Origin of the sequence: Serratia sp. root2, assembly GCF_031931805.1 — a bacterium.
GTDB lineage: Bacteria > Pseudomonadota > Gammaproteobacteria > Enterobacterales > Enterobacteriaceae > Serratia > Serratia inhibens.
The window spans coordinates 48188-62398 of sequence record NZ_JAUJXB010000009.1 but is presented as its reverse complement, the minus strand read 5'-3'; the positions used below and the strand labels follow the sequence as shown (position 1 = coordinate 62398).

The 14211-nt window shown below is 56.7% G+C and carries 15 protein-coding genes; 7 read left to right on the top strand and 8 right to left on the bottom strand.

Features of this window, described 5'->3' with window-relative positions:
• Positions 1-120: 120 nt before the first annotated feature.
• A complete protein-coding gene (kbl, locus tag QZQ97_RS23670; protein ID WP_311995417.1) occupies positions 121-1317 on the top strand; it encodes a glycine C-acetyltransferase in 1197 nt (398 codons plus the stop codon).
• A 9-nt stretch (positions 1318-1326) separates the two neighbouring features.
• Positions 1327-2352, top strand: coding sequence for an L-threonine 3-dehydrogenase (gene tdh / locus QZQ97_RS23665; protein ID WP_311995416.1), 1026 nt, complete (start codon positions 1327-1329; stop codon positions 2350-2352).
• Between the two features lie 34 nt (positions 2353-2386).
• Here the strand turns inward: tdh and QZQ97_RS23660 are convergent, their stop codons facing one another.
• Genes QZQ97_RS23660 through gpmM form a run of 3 tightly spaced genes read right to left on the bottom strand, consistent with a single transcriptional unit; the run spans position 2387 to position 6243 of the window.
• Positions 2387-3352, bottom strand: coding sequence for a divergent polysaccharide deacetylase family protein (locus QZQ97_RS23660; RefSeq protein ID WP_311995415.1), 966 nt, complete (start codon positions 3350-3352; stop codon positions 2387-2389).
• 2 nt (positions 3353-3354) lie between these two features.
• On the bottom strand, positions 3355-4689 hold the full coding sequence (envC, locus tag QZQ97_RS23655; RefSeq protein ID WP_311995414.1) for a murein hydrolase activator EnvC: 1335 nt from the start codon (positions 4687-4689) through the stop codon (positions 3355-3357).
• Between the two features lie 9 nt (positions 4690-4698).
• Positions 4699-6243, bottom strand: a complete 1545-nt coding sequence (gene gpmM / locus QZQ97_RS23650; protein WP_311995413.1) for a 2,3-bisphosphoglycerate-independent phosphoglycerate mutase — start codon at positions 6241-6243, stop codon at positions 4699-4701.
• 297 nt (positions 6244-6540) lie between these two features.
• On the opposite strand from gpmM, the gene QZQ97_RS23645 reads away from it, so the two are divergent.
• The 5 genes from QZQ97_RS23645 to cysE all read left to right on the top strand — a co-directional run bounded on the left by QZQ97_RS23645 (position 6541) and on the right by cysE (position 9789).
• A complete protein-coding gene (locus QZQ97_RS23645; protein WP_004953261.1) occupies positions 6541-6975 on the top strand; it encodes a rhodanese-like domain-containing protein in 435 nt (144 codons plus the stop codon).
• Between the two features lie 28 nt (positions 6976-7003).
• Positions 7004-7252, top strand: a complete 249-nt coding sequence (gene grxC, locus QZQ97_RS23640; protein ID WP_126486055.1) for a glutaredoxin 3 — start codon at positions 7004-7006, stop codon at positions 7250-7252.
• A gap of 59 nt (positions 7253-7311) precedes the next feature.
• Positions 7312-7782, top strand: coding sequence for a protein-export chaperone SecB (gene secB, locus QZQ97_RS23635; protein ID WP_006317729.1), 471 nt, complete (start codon positions 7312-7314; stop codon positions 7780-7782).
• Positions 7782-8801 (top strand): NAD(P)H-dependent glycerol-3-phosphate dehydrogenase, encoded by a 1020-nt coding sequence (gpsA, locus tag QZQ97_RS23630; RefSeq protein ID WP_311995412.1) that lies wholly within the window; start codon positions 7782-7784, stop codon positions 8799-8801. Before secB ends, gpsA begins: the two co-directional genes overlap by 1 nt.
• Positions 8802-8967: 166 nt before the next feature.
• Positions 8968-9789, top strand: coding sequence for a serine O-acetyltransferase (cysE, locus tag QZQ97_RS23625; RefSeq protein ID WP_311995411.1), 822 nt, complete (start codon positions 8968-8970; stop codon positions 9787-9789).
• A 63-nt stretch (positions 9790-9852) separates the two neighbouring features.
• Here the strand turns inward: cysE and QZQ97_RS23620 are convergent, their stop codons facing one another.
• The 5 genes from QZQ97_RS23620 to cpxR all read right to left on the bottom strand — a co-directional run bounded on the left by QZQ97_RS23620 (position 9853) and on the right by cpxR (position 14072).
• Positions 9853-10524: a DUF3313 domain-containing protein gene (locus QZQ97_RS23620; protein ID WP_311995410.1), complete on the bottom strand. Its 672-nt coding sequence runs from the start codon at positions 10522-10524 to the stop codon at positions 9853-9855.
• Positions 10525-10655: 131 nt separating this feature from the next.
• Positions 10656-11405: a CHAD domain-containing protein gene (locus tag QZQ97_RS23615; RefSeq protein ID WP_311995409.1), complete on the bottom strand. Its 750-nt coding sequence runs from the start codon at positions 11403-11405 to the stop codon at positions 10656-10658.
• A 62-nt stretch (positions 11406-11467) separates the two neighbouring features.
• Positions 11468-11941, bottom strand: a complete 474-nt coding sequence (gene trmL / locus QZQ97_RS23610) for a tRNA (uridine(34)/cytosine(34)/5-carboxymethylaminomethyluridine(34)-2'-O)-methyltransferase TrmL (RefSeq protein WP_311995408.1) — start codon at positions 11939-11941, stop codon at positions 11468-11470.
• A gap of 62 nt (positions 11942-12003) precedes the next feature.
• Positions 12004-13377, bottom strand: coding sequence for an envelope stress sensor histidine kinase CpxA (gene cpxA / locus QZQ97_RS23605; RefSeq protein ID WP_311995407.1), 1374 nt, complete (start codon positions 13375-13377; stop codon positions 12004-12006).
• Positions 13374-14072 (bottom strand): envelope stress response regulator transcription factor CpxR, encoded by a 699-nt coding sequence (gene cpxR, locus QZQ97_RS23600; RefSeq protein ID WP_004953234.1) that lies wholly within the window; start codon positions 14070-14072, stop codon positions 13374-13376. Before cpxR ends, cpxA begins: the two co-directional genes overlap by 4 nt.
• Between the last annotated feature and the right edge of the window lie 139 nt (positions 14073-14211).

Sequence of the window (14211 nt, the reverse complement as noted above, 5' to 3'; positions counted from 1 at the left end):
ATCAAAGCACTTTGCCGTGATATATGCTGCAATTTTCATATTCTCTCCTGTGTATTGTCGTCAGTTTGGTTACAAATCAGTAAAATATGTGGAAAACAGACCCATCCTGGAGATAACCGAATGTCCGCGTCTTTTTATCAGCAGTTGGAACAACAGCTTGCAACCGCCCGTAGCGAAGGGTTGTTCAAGGAAGAGCGCATTATCACTACCGCTCAGCAGGCTGATATCGCCGTTGCCGACGGCCGCCATGTGATCAATTTCTGCGCCAACAACTACCTTGGCCTGGCCAACCATCCGGCGATGATCGCGGCGGCCAAGGCCGGTATGGACAGCCACGGTTTCGGCATGGCGTCGGTGCGCTTTATTTGCGGCACCCAGGACAGCCATAAGCAGCTGGAGCGGAAATTGGCCGATTTTCTCGGTATGGAAGACGCCATCCTGTATTCCTCTTGCTTCGATGCCAACGGCGGGCTGTTCGAAACGCTGCTTGGGCCGGAAGACGCGATTATCTCCGACACGCTGAACCACGCGTCGATCATCGATGGCGTACGTTTGTGCAAGGCGAAGCGTTACCGCTATGCCAATAACGACATGAACGAGCTGGCTGTGCAGCTGAAACAGGCCAAGGCCGATGGCGCGCGCCACATCATGATCGCTACCGACGGCGTGTTCTCCATGGACGGCGTGATCGCCAACCTGAAAGGGGTATGCGACCTGGCGGACCAGTATCAGGCGCTGGTGATGGTGGATGATTCTCATGCGGTAGGTTTCGTTGGCGCCAACGGGCGTGGCACCCACGAGTATTGTGAGGTGATGGGCCGCGTCGACATCATTACCGGCACCCTGGGCAAAGCGCTGGGCGGCGCTTCCGGCGGTTACACTGCGGCGAAGAAAGAGGTTGTGGAGTGGCTGCGTCAGCGGTCGCGCCCTTATCTGTTCTCCAACTCGCTGGCGCCGGCGATTGTCGCCGCGTCGATTAAAGTATTGGAATTGCTGGAAGAGGGCGATGCACTGCGCGATCGCCTGTGGGCTAATGCGAGCCTGTTCCGTGAAAAAATGACCGCGGCGGGCTTTGAGCTGGCCGGGGCCGATCACGCCATCATCCCGGTGATGTTGGGTGAAGCGAAGCTGGCGCAGGAGTTCGCCAACGCGCTGCTCAAGGAAGGCATTTATGTGACTGGTTTCTTCTATCCGGTGGTGCCGAAAGGCCAGGCGCGCATCCGTACCCAGATGTCTGCTGACCACACCCCGGAGCAAATTGAACGTGCGGTCGCGGCGTTCATTCGTATCGGTAAGGATCTTGGCGTTATTGCATAAGGTAAAACCATGAAAGCATTGTCAAAACTGAAAGCGGAAGAAGGAATTTGGATGACCGATGTGCCTCAGCCGGAGCTGGGTCATAACGACATCATGATTAAAATCCGTAAAACCGCGATCTGCGGTACCGATGTTCATATTTATAACTGGGATGAATGGTCGCAGAAAACCATTCCGGTACCTATGGTGGTCGGCCACGAGTATGTGGGCGAAGTGGTCGCCATTGGCCAGGAAGTTAAAGGGTTTAACGTCGGTGACCGCGTTTCCGGCGAAGGCCACATCACTTGCGGCCATTGCCGTAACTGCCGTGGCGGTCGTACCCATCTGTGCCGCAATACCATTGGCGTGGGTGTGAACCGCCCTGGCTCGTTTGCTGAATATCTGGTGATCCCGGCATTTAACGCTTTCAAGATCCCGGACAATATTTCCGATGAACTGGCGTCAATCTTCGATCCGTTCGGCAATGCGGTGCATACGGCGCTGTCGTTCGATCTGGTTGGCGAAGACGTGTTGGTTTCCGGTGCCGGTCCGATAGGCATTATGGCCGCTGCGGTGTGCAAGCACGTTGGTGCCCGCCACGTAGTGATCACCGACGTTAACGAATATCGGCTGGAACTGGCGCGTAAAATGGGCGTGACCCGTGCGGTGAACGTCAGCAAAGAAAACCTGAACGACGTGATGGCCGAACTGGGCATGACCGAAGGGTTCGACGTGGGGCTGGAAATGTCCGGCGCACCACCGGCTTTCCGCACGTTGCTGAACGCGATGAACCACGGTGGGCGCATCGCCATGCTGGGCATTCCACCGTCGGATATGTCGATCGACTGGAATCAGGTGATCTTCAAAGGGCTGTTTATCAAAGGGATTTATGGCAGAGAGATGTTTGAGACCTGGTATAAGATGGCGGCGCTGATCCAGTCTGGTCTGGATTTGACGCCTATCATCACCCATCGTTTCTCGATCGATCAGTTCCAACAGGGATTTGACGCAATGCGCTCCGGACAGTCCGGAAAAGTGGTTCTGAGCTGGGATTGACAGTAAAAAGGGCCGGAATTTTCCGGCCCTGATTTTATGCTTTCGGTTTGTCTGGCGCTGAGTCGGTCAAGCGATGCCACTGGCGTTTGATAAACTCGACCGCCGCGGACTGAGCTACGCTTTCGCCGATCACGCTTATCGCCTTGCCTGCGTTGACTTTTTCCTTCGGCAATTTGACCTTGCACTGCTTGATACCGCCGGTGAACGGGTTCTTCGGCTGCGGTTTTTGCGGCTTGACCGGTGGTGGAACGTAACTGCCGCCACCGCTGTTACCCTGGGGTTCATTCAGCAGCGAGCTGGGTTTCACCAGCACGATATCGGCCGGCAGCGTCGGCAACATTTGCTGTAGCACTTTCACCGTTGCCGGGCGTGGGTGGCCAATAGCAATGGCAGAGCCGTTGCGCCGTGCCAATTCGACCGCACGGTTGAACTGGCGGCGAATATCGGCCTCGTTGGCCGTATCGTCCAGGAATACCTTGCGTTTGATGACCTTCACTCCGGTGCCTGCGGCGGCGCGCGTGGCCTGGCTATTGCCGATGGTCATGCTATCGAGAAAATACAAACGGTAGCTTTCAAGCGCCTGCATGACTTTCTGCATGCCTGGCAGGTTGGAGGTCATGGCGCTGCCCATGTGGTTGTTCATCCCCACCGCGTAAGGCACGTTATTCACCGCATTGCGGATGATGCGCTGAATCTCTTCGCTGCTCATGGAGGGCTGCAGCGTATCGCGCTCCAACGGCTGTTTGCTGAGCGGTGCCATAGGCATATGAATTAGCACTTCGCGGCCCTGGCTGTGGGCGCGGGTGGCCATTAAACGGGCGTGAGGAGCGTTGGGCAGCACGGCAACGGAGATCGCCGTCGGCATTTGCAGCACGGCGCCTTCTTCGTGCGGCCTGTAACCCACGTCATCGATAACGATGGACAACTTCCCTGCCTGCGCAGCGTAAACCTGCAAGAGACAGCCAATCAATACGACAGTACGGGTTTTGATATAGCGCAAATCTATCTTCCCAACCACGGTAGTGGGTTAACCGCCTGACCCTGACGACGGATTTCGAAATAAAGCGACGGCGTTCCCTGACCCCCGCTGGTACCTACCAAGGCTATCGGCTGGCCGGTGCGGACCTGCGCCCCGACATTGACCAACGCACTTTGGTTATAGCCATACAGGCTCATGTCGCCCTTACCGTGCTCGACCACGACCACCAGACCGTAGCCTTGCAGCCAGTCGGCCAGCAATACGCGGCCGTCGGCAATGGCTTTCACTTCACTGCCTTCGGCGGCCGAGATCACCATACCTTTCCAGCGTAACTCACCCTGCAATTGTTCACCGAAGCTGTGCAAGGTGCGGCCACGAACCGGCCATATCGCCTGTCCGCCCGGTCTGCCGAGGCCACCGGTACGGGCCATCAGCGAGCGGTCGGCTTCGCTAGGTTTGTAGCTGGTGCCGGTTTTCTTCGCCTGTTGTTCTTTGGCGCGCACTTGCTCACGCACCTTGGCGGCTTCACGCGCTTCACGTTCGGCACGGGCGCGGGCTTCGCGTTCAGCACGGGCAATTTTATCGCGCATGCGGGTTTCGTTCTGACGCAGTTCCACCAGCCGCTGCTGATCTTTTTCCAGCGAGGCTTCCAGTGCGGTCAGGGTTTTTTTACGTGCCCCACGTGCCTGCTCCAGCTTCTGCTGTTGCGTCTGCTGTTCGCCCAACAGCGATTTCTGTTGACCCTGTTTGGCCACCAGCGTGGTTTTTTGCTTTGCCAGCTCGGCGCGGGTTTGCTTCAGCTCTTCGATGGTTTGCTGACGCGCCTCGTTCAGATAGCCGAAGTAAGCCAGAATACGCTCGCTGCGTTGGCTCTCCTCACCGCTGAGGATCAGTTGCACTGCGCTGTGTTGCCCCTGGCGGAAAGCGGCGTCGAGCTGTTTGGCGAGGATCTCTTGCTGAGTGGACTGCTGCTTTTGCAGCTTGGCGATGGAGGCATTCAGGCCGGAAATGTCTTTCCCCAGTTGGCTCAGCGTGCCCTGGGTGTCACGCAGCAGGCGGCTGGCCTGTGCGATGGTTTTTTCCTGCTGTTTAAGCTGATCCTGCAATGAGCTGCGTTGTTGCTGCTGCTGTTTAACCGCCTTCTCTTTTTCGGCGATGCTTTGCTGGATATCTTTGAGCTGGGATTTGTTGTCTTCCGCCGCCTGTCCGGCTAACGGCAACAGCAAGACGCCAGCGCAAAATACGCTGGCGCACATGGTGGTCAACTTCCTTGGCGCGGTGCGTTCAGGCAGCGGCTGGCTGCCTGCGTTTGCGCTTCGGGTTACCCTTGATAGTGCAAAAAACGCCTTCTCCCTCATGGAGAAGGATTATTCCACGATGAACAGCGGCTTACCAGTCATCTCTTTCGGGATTTCCATTCCCATCAGCGTCAGCATGGTTGGCGCGATGTCGGAAAGCTTGCCACCGCTGACCGCGTGAGCAGGCTTGCCGATGTAAATCAGCGGCACCGGCAGGCTGGTATGGGCGGTATGTGCCTGGCCGGTGGCCGGATCGCGCATTTGTTCGGCGTTGCCGTGATCGGCGGTGATCAACAGTTGCCCGTCGGCGGCCTTAACGGCTTCTACGACTTGCGCGATGCAGCTATCGAGGGTTTCGACCGCTTTTACTGCTGCGTCATAGACGCCGGTATGGCCCACCATGTCGCCGTTCGGGTAGTTGCAGATAATGGCGTCGTATTTGCCGCTGCCGATGGCGCTCAGCAGTTTGTCGGTCAGCTCGGCCGAACTCATTTCCGGTTGCAGATCGTAGGTGGCGACTTTGGGCGAGTTGATCAACACGCGTTCTTCGCCTTTGAACGGTTCTTCCACACCGCCGTTATAGAAGAAAGTGACGTGTGCGTATTTTTCGGTTTCCGAGATGCGCAACTGGGTTTTGTCGTGCTTCATCAGCCATTCGCCGAAGGTGTTGCTCAACGACGCTGGCGGGTAGGCGCAAGGGGCTTTGATGTCGGCGGCGTATTCGGTCAGCATCACGAAATCGCCGAGGTTCACCACCCTGGCGCGAGGAAAACCGTCGAAATCGGCATTCACGAAGGCGCGAACGATCTGGCGCGCGCGATCGGCGCGGAAGTTCATGAAAATCAGCGCGTCGCCATCCTGCAGCGCGGCAGGGGCTTCACCGGTGGCCTGGAGCACGGTCGGTTTCACGAATTCGTCGTTTTCGCCACGCTCATAAGCGGCTTGCAGAGCGGCAACGGCGTTATCGGCCACGTAATCGCCCTGAGCCTGAGTCAGCAGATCATAAGCCAGTTGAACACGATCCCAGCGGTTATCGCGGTCCATGGCGTAATAGCGGCCAATCAGCGAGGCGATGCGTCCGGTGCCCAGTTTGGCAAAGGTGTCGCTAAAGCGCCGCAGCGAGTTTTCTGCGCTGCGTGGCGGGGTGTCGCGGCCATCCAGAAAGGCGTGCAGGTACAGGGCTTTAGCGCCGCGTTGAGCGGCCAGTTCAATCATGGCCAAAATATGGTCTTCGTGGCTGTGCACGCCACCCGGCGACAGCAGGCCCATGATATGCACCGCTTTGCCTGCCCGCACTGCCTTGTCGACCGCCGCCGTCAGCGTTGGGTTAGCGAAAAAGTCGCCGTCGTTGATTTCTTTGTCCAGTCGGGTCAAATCCTGATAAACGATGCGCCCGGCGCCCAGGTTGACGTGGCCGACCTCCGAGTTGCCCATCTGGCCGTCAGGCAAGCCCACATCCAGGCCTGAAGCGGCGATCAGGGTATGCGGCTGCCGTTGCCACAGGCGATCCATCACCGGCGTTTTGGCGTTCAGAATGGCATTGTCCTGCTGCTCCTCCCGGTGGCCGTAGCCGTCCAGAATCACCAGCACCATCGGCTTTTTGTTACTCGACATTGCATTAACCTCGTTATGAACTTTTAAGATGTGAATAGCCATCGGCCCGCAACCGGAATGATGGCTATTCACCCTAAAACCGCCTGATTTTACAACGCGTACGATTAAAAAGAGCCCCGAGAGATCAAAGTTGCGGTGAACAAGGCCGGCTTTTATGCTCTGACGCCGGCAATTTCTCAGCGTACCCCGCAGTTTCTGCAATAGCGTTTGCTTATTGGCTGTATTTGCCGCACTCGGCAGGTATACTCTGGAGCCTTGACTTATTTTTCCCTTAACTGACGGGAGTTGTTACACCCCATGCTGCAAGAAATTATGCAATTCGTTAGCAAGCATCCCATACTGAGCCTGGCTTGGATTGGCTTGCTCGTTGCCGTGATCGTCATGACGTTCAAAAGCCGTTTCTCCAAGGTGAAAGAGATCGCTCGTGGTGAAGCCACCCGCCTGATTAATAAAGAAGATGCGGTGGTGGTTGATACCCGCAGCCGCGATGATTTCCGTAAAGGCCACCTGGCCAATGCCATCAACCTGACGGCGAGTGAAATCAAAAGCGGCAGCCTGGGCGAACTGGAAAAGCACAAGGCTCAGCCGATCATCGTGGTTTGCGCCAACGGCACCGCGTCCCGCGAGCCGGCGGAAAACCTGAGCAAGGCCGGTTTTGAAAACGTGGCCATGCTGAAAGACGGTATTGCCGGCTGGAGCGGGGAAAACCTGCCGTTAGTGCGCGGTAAGTAATTATTTAACGTATTTGAGGTGGTAATCCATGGCTAACATTGATATCTACACCAAAGCGACCTGCCCGTTCTGCCATCGCGCCAAAGCGCTGCTGAACGGTAAGGGCGCGGCGTTTAACGAAATCGCCATTGATGGCGATAATGAAAAACGCGAAGCGATGATTGCGCGCAGTGGGCGCACCACCGTGCCTCAGATTTTCATCGATGGCCAACACATCGGCGGCTGCGATGATTTATATGAACTCGATGCTCGTGGTGGTCTGGATCCGTTGCTTTAAACGGGCCGCTGCCGGTTACTGAGTGTCAATAAGGACGTTTAACCAAGGGTATTACACACATGTCAGAACAAAACAGCACAGAGATGGCTTTCCAGATTCAGCGCATTTACACCAAGGATATCTCCTTCGAAGCGCCAAACGCTCCACAGGTTTTCCAGCAGGAATGGCAGCCAGAAGTTAAACTGGATCTAGATACCGCTTCCAGCCAGTTGGCTGACGAAGTGTATGAAGTTGTACTGCGCGTAACCGTGACTGCGTCTCTGGGCGAAGAAACTGCGTTCCTGTGTGAAGTGCAGCAGGCGGGCATCTTCTCTGTTGCAGGCATCGACGGCACGCAGCTGGCGCATTGCCTGGGCGCATACTGCCCGAACATTCTGTTCCCGTATGCGCGTGAGTGCATCACCAGCCTGGTTTCTCGCGGCACATTCCCGCAACTGAACCTGGCACCGGTTAACTTCGACGCGTTGTTCATGAACTATCTGCAACAGCAGTCGGAAGGCGAAGGTGCCGCACCACATCAGGATGCCTGATGAACACCGTCAATGCTTCAATGACTGTTATCGGTGCCGGCTCGTACGGCACCGCATTAGCCATTACGCTGGCGCGTAACGGCCACCCCGTGGTGCTGTGGGGGCATAACCCCGAGCAAATTCAAAAATTGCAGCATGACCGCTGCAACCAGGCGTTTCTTCCCGACGTTGCCTTCCCCGACACGCTGTTGCTCGAAGCCGATCTGGCGCGTGCGCTGGCTGCCAGCCGCGATGTGCTGGTGGTGGTGCCAAGCCATGTGTTCGGTGACGTATTGCACCAGCTGAAACCGCATCTGCGTCCGGATGCCCGCATCGTGTGGGCGACCAAAGGGCTGGAAGCGGAAACCGGCCGGCTGCTGCAGGACGTGGCGCGAGAAGTGCTGGGCGATGATATCCCGCTGGCGGTGGTCTCGGGGCCCACGTTCGCCAAAGAGCTGGCCGCTGGGTTGCCGACCGCGATTGCGCTGGCTTCCACCGATACTCAGTTCGCTGAAGATCTGCAACAGTTGCTGCACTGCGGCAAAAGCTTCCGCGTTTACAGCAATCCGGATTTTATCGGCGTGCAGTTGGGCGGGGCGGTGAAGAACGTGATTGCCATCGGTGCCGGGATGTCGGACGGCATTGGCTTTGGCGCTAATGCGCGTACAGCATTGATTACCCGTGGCCTGGCGGAAATGAGCCGCCTCGGTTCCGCGCTGGGTGCCGATCCGTCGACCTTCATGGGTATGGCCGGTTTGGGCGATCTGGTGCTGACCTGCACCGATAATCAATCGCGCAACCGCCGCTTCGGTATTATGCTGGGGCAGGGAAAAGGCGTGCAAGAAGCGCAAGACAGCATCGGTCAGGTGGTCGAAGGCTATCGTAATACCAAAGAGGTTTTGGCGCTGGCGCAACGGCACGGTGTGGAAATGCCGATTACCGAGCAGATTTATCAGGTGCTGTACTGCCATAAAAATGCCCGCGAAGCCGCGTTGAGCCTGTTGGGGCGTACCAAAAAAGACGAAAAGCACAGCGTCTGATCTCCATATCCTGGGGATTTCAGACTACAGCCGACAACGGCTGGGGCCTGAAAGGCGACAAGTATAAAACCGATATGCAGGGCAGCATGCTGACCCGGCAATTGATGTGGGCTGCCTGACCCTGATGCGGTGAGGCAGCCTGTTTTGCAAGGCGGAGAGGAACCTGATGTCGTCAGAAGAGTTAGAGCAGGTCTGGAAAAGCATCAAATCAGAGGCGAGAGAGCTGGCTGAGTGTGAACCGATGCTGGCTAGCTTTTTCCATGCGACGTTGCTCAAGCATGAAAACCTGGGCAGTGCGCTCAGCTATATTCTGGCAAACAAGCTGGCAAACCCGATTATGCCGGCCATTGCGGTGCGTGAAGTGGTGGAAGACGCCTACCTTGCCGATAAGCAGATGATTGTCTCGGCTGCGCGCGATATCCTTGCGGTGCGTCTGCGCGACCCGGCGGTAGATAAATACTCGACGCCGCTGCTGTATCTGAAAGGTTTCCATGCGCTACAGGCCTACCGTATCGGCCACTGGTTGTGGCTGCAGGGGCGTCAGGCATTGGCGATTTACCTGCAAAATCAAATTTCGGTCGCCTTTGGCGTGGATATCCACCCAGCGGCTACCATCGGCTGCGGCATTATGCTCGACCATGCCACCGGTATCGTTATTGGTGAAACCGCAGTAGTTGAAAACGACGTGTCTATCCTGCAGTCGGTCACTCTTGGCGGTACCGGCAAAACCAGCGGCGATCGTCATCCGAAGATCCGAGAAGGCGTAATGATTGGCGCCGGGGCTAAAATTCTCGGCAATATCGAGGTGGGCAAAGGCGCAAAAATCGGTGCCGGTTCGGTAGTGTTGCAATCGATACCACCGCACACCACTGCCGCCGGGGTGCCGGCGCGTATCGTGGGCCGGCCGGAAAGCGATACGCCTTCGATGGATATGGATCAGTACTTCAACGGCACTAATCAGGGTTTTGAATACGGCGACGGCATTTAAACCGGTTTGCTGATGCATAAAATCGGGGGAGCTTTTGCTCCCCCGATGTTTTCCGGCAGAGAATTAACCCTGTTTCGGGAATTTCACGATATCGGTAACCATGTCATCGATCGCCGCTTTGACCTCGTTCGCCGTCACCGGCGCGGAGTCATTGCTGACGGTCTTGCCATAGCCCTTACGCACCACTTCCATCACCGTTTTGCCGGTATCCTGATCGATCAGTTGCGCTTCGAGGAACAGCGTGGTGTTTTGCGTGCGGTGCCCGCTGACGGCCATGGTGCTGGCTATCACTGCGGTAACCGGGGTCACTTCATAGAACTTCATATCTTCATTTTCAGCCGATACGGCGGTGATCGCCACCTTGGCGAGCAACACGCGCTGTCCTGAAGGGCTTTGCAGCACGGTCATTCGCTCGTTCAGGGCGGCGTTGATTCGCAGATTGGCGTAGTCTTTGATTTTGTTCAGCGTATCCTGGCTGACGCGTGCCGTCGGTTTGGCCGCCGGGTAATAGGTCACAGGAGAAAAATAGACGCCCCGATAATTGGATTCTTTAAAGGTAGGATCGATCCAACGCAGCGTTTTATGGCCGGTGGCCGATTCGGTTTCCTGCAGCTTGCTGTAATCGCTCAGAAAGCCTGAATATTGCTGCGTATTTGCTACTTTAGACGAACAGCCCGCCAACAACAGGCCTGCTGCCAGTACTGCCATGGCAACGCTCAAGCGTTTTTTTTTCATACGATTTCCTATGATGAATGTCTATTACCCTTACAAAACATAGCTCATTATCCTCTGTCGCAGTGAATGTTTTGGGGCCAGACGTGCACTGCCTTTACAAAGTTTGTCAGGATCGTGATGCGTCGCGGGTTTTAGGCGTTAAGCGTCCGCAAAAGCAACAGCAATGCCGTTTCCGCTCTCTCCAGCGTCGTTTCCTGAGCTTTTTGCCATTCTGGCAGCAGTGGCCAGAGATCTTGCTGATTTTCGGCTTGCCGGCACCAGACAAAACGATCGTGCCAGTCGCCCAATGCGCTTTGCGCCGTTTTCAGGCAGGCGGCGGATTCCGGTGTGATAAGCGCGAATTGGGGATAGGTGTCGGCAGCATAGCGCACCCGTTTTATCAGCAGGCGCAGCCGGTGGCGATCGTAGTGCGTGTCGGCCAACGCCAGACGCAATTGTTTAACCTGCCGGGACAGGCGATGGGCAACGCGGCGTTTTGCATGCCGGCGTTTGGCCCGCCGGAAGCTTTTCGGCCAGCCATGCAGCAATTTGGGAAAGCGAAACAGCAAGGGATGTGATGTCAGAGCGAGGTTGCGGCTTTGCAGTTCGGTTTTGCGGACGTTGGTTTGCCACTCTAGTTGATGTCGCGCCAGCTCGGCAATCAGCACTTCCAAATCGCGTATCGGCGTGGTGAGTTTACCCAGGCTGGCGGCAGCGTTGTCGCGCTGTGCGACGCCGGGCATACCACGCAATGGCCTCAGCAGGCTTCTGATACGCCGCAGGTTGATGCGTACATCATGCAGAGCCTCGGTATCCGTCGGGTCCTGTAAACGCGATAACGCCTGACTCAGCGCGTTTTCGAGCGTACGGAATTGGGCGATGATACTCTCTGTGAAAGCCATGTAATGTCCCCGGAGAGGCGATCCGTTCAGATTATCCTCCCCGTAGAGCCGATTGTCACCGCTTAAGGTTTAATCAGTGCCCCGGCATAGCCCAACTGCCGCCAGGCTTCGTATACCACCACTGCGACGGCATTCGACAGGTTCATGCTGCGGCTTTGCGCCTGCATCGGAATGCGGATTTTCCGCTGTGCAGGCAAGGCCTCGAGGATCTCGGCAGGCAAACCGCGAGTTTCTGGTCCGAACAGCAGGTAGTCGCCGGCCTGATAGGTGACCGCGCTGTGCGCTGGAGTCCCCTTGGTGGTCAGGGCAAACAGCCGCTGTGGGTTTTCGCTGGCGATAAAAGCGTCGTAATCGGCGTGGCGCCGGATATTGGCGAATTCATGATAATCCAGCCCGGCGCGGCGCAGCCGTTTGTCATCCCATGGGAACCCCATCGGCTCTATCAGATGCAACTGAAAGCCGGTATTGGCGCACAGGCGGATAATATTGCCGGTATTGGGTGGAATTTCAGGTTCAAATAAAACGATATTCAGCATGTAAAAGGCCCCTCATGAAGAGGGGCGCAGAATAGCAAAATCTTGCTGACCTGTCTTAGCGATCAACGCTGGTGCAGCGGTAGCCACAGTACCAGCCGCAGGCCGCCAAGCGGGCTGTCTTCCGCTTTCACCCAGCCGCGATGTTGATTGACTGCCGCCTCTACAATCGCCAGGCCCAGACCGGTGCCGCCCGAAGCGCGATCGCGTGCTTCGTCAGTGCGATAGAACGGCCGGAAAATCTGCTCGCGATCTTCCTCGCTGACGCCAGGGCCGTCGTCGTCGACCACAATAGTGATGCCCTGATTGTCTGCGCTGAATGCCACGGCAATGCGCGTGTGTGAATAGCGCAGAGCATTACGCACGATGTTTTCCAGCGCGCTGTCTAAAGCGCCCGGGTTGCCGAACAGTGTCCAGGGCCCTGGAGGGGAGGTGACTTCCAGATGTTTACCCATTTGCTCGGCTTCGAACCCGGCGTCGTCCAGTACGTCGGCCCAGAGTTCATTGGCCAGAAGCCGCTCACGCGCCAACTCGCTTTTTTGCTGCCCGCGCGACAGCACCAGCAGATCGTTGATCATCGAGTCCAGACGTTGAGCCTCGGTTTCGATGCGTGCCAGCTCATGCCCTTCACCGTGACGACGGCGCATCAGCGCGGTAGCCAGTTGCAGGCGGGTGAGCGGTGTGCGCAGCTCATGCGAAATGTCGGAGATTAGCCGCTGCTGGGCGGTCATCATGCGTTCCAGCGCACTAACCATCTGGTTGAAACTGGCGCCCGTGGCCAAAAACTCTTGTGGCCCGGCTTCCAGCTCCGGATGCTGTTTCAGGTTGCCGCGCGCGACGTCATCGGCGGCGTTTTTCAACTTACGCGCCGGTTTTGCCAGGCTCCAGGCCAGCCACAGCAGCAAGGGAGCGCTGATCAGCATGGTGACGATCAGCAGCAGCAGCGGCCGGTCGAACATCAGATTGATAAAATCGGATTGCGGGCTGTTGGCGGGACGAATGAGATACAGCTGGTAGTTGTCCTCTCCATCGCGTACGGAGAACGGGCCGACCAGTTCGACGCGGCCGTATTTTTTCTTCTTCGGGTGATCAGAATTATCAGACTGGCCGATAAAGTTACGTACCAACTGCATTTCGTTGCGTTGCATGTTGCCAATCACGCGGCCTTCGCTGGTGACCAGAAGCAGGCGCTGCCCCGGCGGGGCCCATTTTTCGATGGCGCGGAATAAACGCCGCCACCACATCAGGTCGTTGGCAGGATCGTTTTGCAACTCGGCCTCGACGTGCTGCTCTACCATTAATCCCTGCCGCTGCTCGCTGTCCAGCAGCGAGGTCATTTGGCGGGAGTCGAGCTTGGGCACCATCAACACCAGCATCAGCACCAGGGCTAATGTGAACCAAAAAATGGCGAAGATGCGTGCCGTCAAACTGTTGATCATGTTGCTGATACCATTAAATAACCCCGGCCGCGCAGGGTCTTGAACCACGGATGGCCGTCTTTGCGGTTCGGCAATTTACGCCGCAGATTGGAGATATGCATATCGATGGCGCGATCGAATGGCGTCAGGCGTTTACCCAGCACTTCCTGGCTCAGCAGCTCGCGCGACACGACCTGGCCGAGGTGCTGCGCCAGCAGATACAGCAGCGTAAATTCGGTGCCGGTGAGATCCAGCGTTTGGCCGTCAAAGCTGGCTTCCTGGCGACCTGGATTGAGCTGCAGGCCGTCAACGTCCAGCGTCGGTGCACCGGTATCGACATTCTGCTGCTGTTCGCTCCAGTTGGAACGGCGCAGGATAGCGCGGATACGCGCCACCAGCTCGCGATCGTTAAAGGGCTTCGGCAGGTAGTCATCGGCCCCCAGTTCCAGGCCCAGCACGCGATCCAGTTCGCTGCCGCGTGCGGTCAACATAATGACCGGCGTCTGGTGATGCTGGCGCAGCTCTTTCAAGGTATCGATACCGTTTTTCTTCGGCATCATGATATCGAGCAGCAGCAGATCGATGGAGCTGTCGAGCAGCGACAACGCCTGTTCGCCATCGTAAGCAACGACGATAGTAAAACCTTCCATTTCAAGCAGTTCTTTTAACAGCGAGGTCAGCTCGCGGTCGTCGTCAACTAACAGAATTTTATTCATTATGTTTTACCTCCTGACGCAAAATACGTCATCAACTGTTGGCATTCCATGACTTTACGTAGTTTTACATGCACTGACGCATGTTTGCAGGTGCAGCAGTACACTGCTCCTCGTTGATTCGCAAAGTGAGAAAGAACGA

Excerpts from the sequence above, each read along its gene's own strand:
- kbl (WP_311995417.1), top strand. The coding sequence starts at position 121 with ATGTCCGCGTCTTTTTATCAGCAGTTGGAACAACAGCTTGCAACCGCC.
- tdh (WP_311995416.1), top strand. The coding sequence starts at position 1,327 with ATGAAAGCATTGTCAAAACTGAAAGCGGAAGAAGGAATTTGGATGACC.
- envC (WP_311995414.1), bottom strand. The coding sequence starts at position 4,689 with ATGAGGGAGAAGGCGTTTTTTGCACTATCAAGGGTAACCCGAAGCGCA.
- gpmM (WP_311995413.1), bottom strand. The coding sequence starts at position 6,243 with ATGTCGAGTAACAAAAAGCCGATGGTGCTGGTGATTCTGGACGGCTAC.
- QZQ97_RS23645 (WP_004953261.1), top strand. The coding sequence starts at position 6,541 with ATGCTGCAAGAAATTATGCAATTCGTTAGCAAGCATCCCATACTGAGC.
- grxC (WP_126486055.1), top strand. The coding sequence starts at position 7,004 with ATGGCTAACATTGATATCTACACCAAAGCGACCTGCCCGTTCTGCCAT.
- secB (WP_006317729.1), top strand. The coding sequence starts at position 7,312 with ATGTCAGAACAAAACAGCACAGAGATGGCTTTCCAGATTCAGCGCATT.
- gpsA (WP_311995412.1), top strand. The coding sequence starts at position 7,782 with ATGAACACCGTCAATGCTTCAATGACTGTTATCGGTGCCGGCTCGTAC.
- cysE (WP_311995411.1), top strand. The coding sequence starts at position 8,968 with ATGTCGTCAGAAGAGTTAGAGCAGGTCTGGAAAAGCATCAAATCAGAG.
- QZQ97_RS23620 (WP_311995410.1), bottom strand. The coding sequence starts at position 10,524 with ATGAAAAAAAAACGCTTGAGCGTTGCCATGGCAGTACTGGCAGCAGGC.
- QZQ97_RS23615 (WP_311995409.1), bottom strand. The coding sequence starts at position 11,405 with ATGGCTTTCACAGAGAGTATCATCGCCCAATTCCGTACGCTCGAAAAC.
- trmL (WP_311995408.1), bottom strand. The coding sequence starts at position 11,941 with ATGCTGAATATCGTTTTATTTGAACCTGAAATTCCACCCAATACCGGC.
- cpxA (WP_311995407.1), bottom strand. The coding sequence starts at position 13,377 with ATGATCAACAGTTTGACGGCACGCATCTTCGCCATTTTTTGGTTCACA.
- cpxR (WP_004953234.1), bottom strand. The coding sequence starts at position 14,072 with ATGAATAAAATTCTGTTAGTTGACGACGACCGCGAGCTGACCTCGCTG.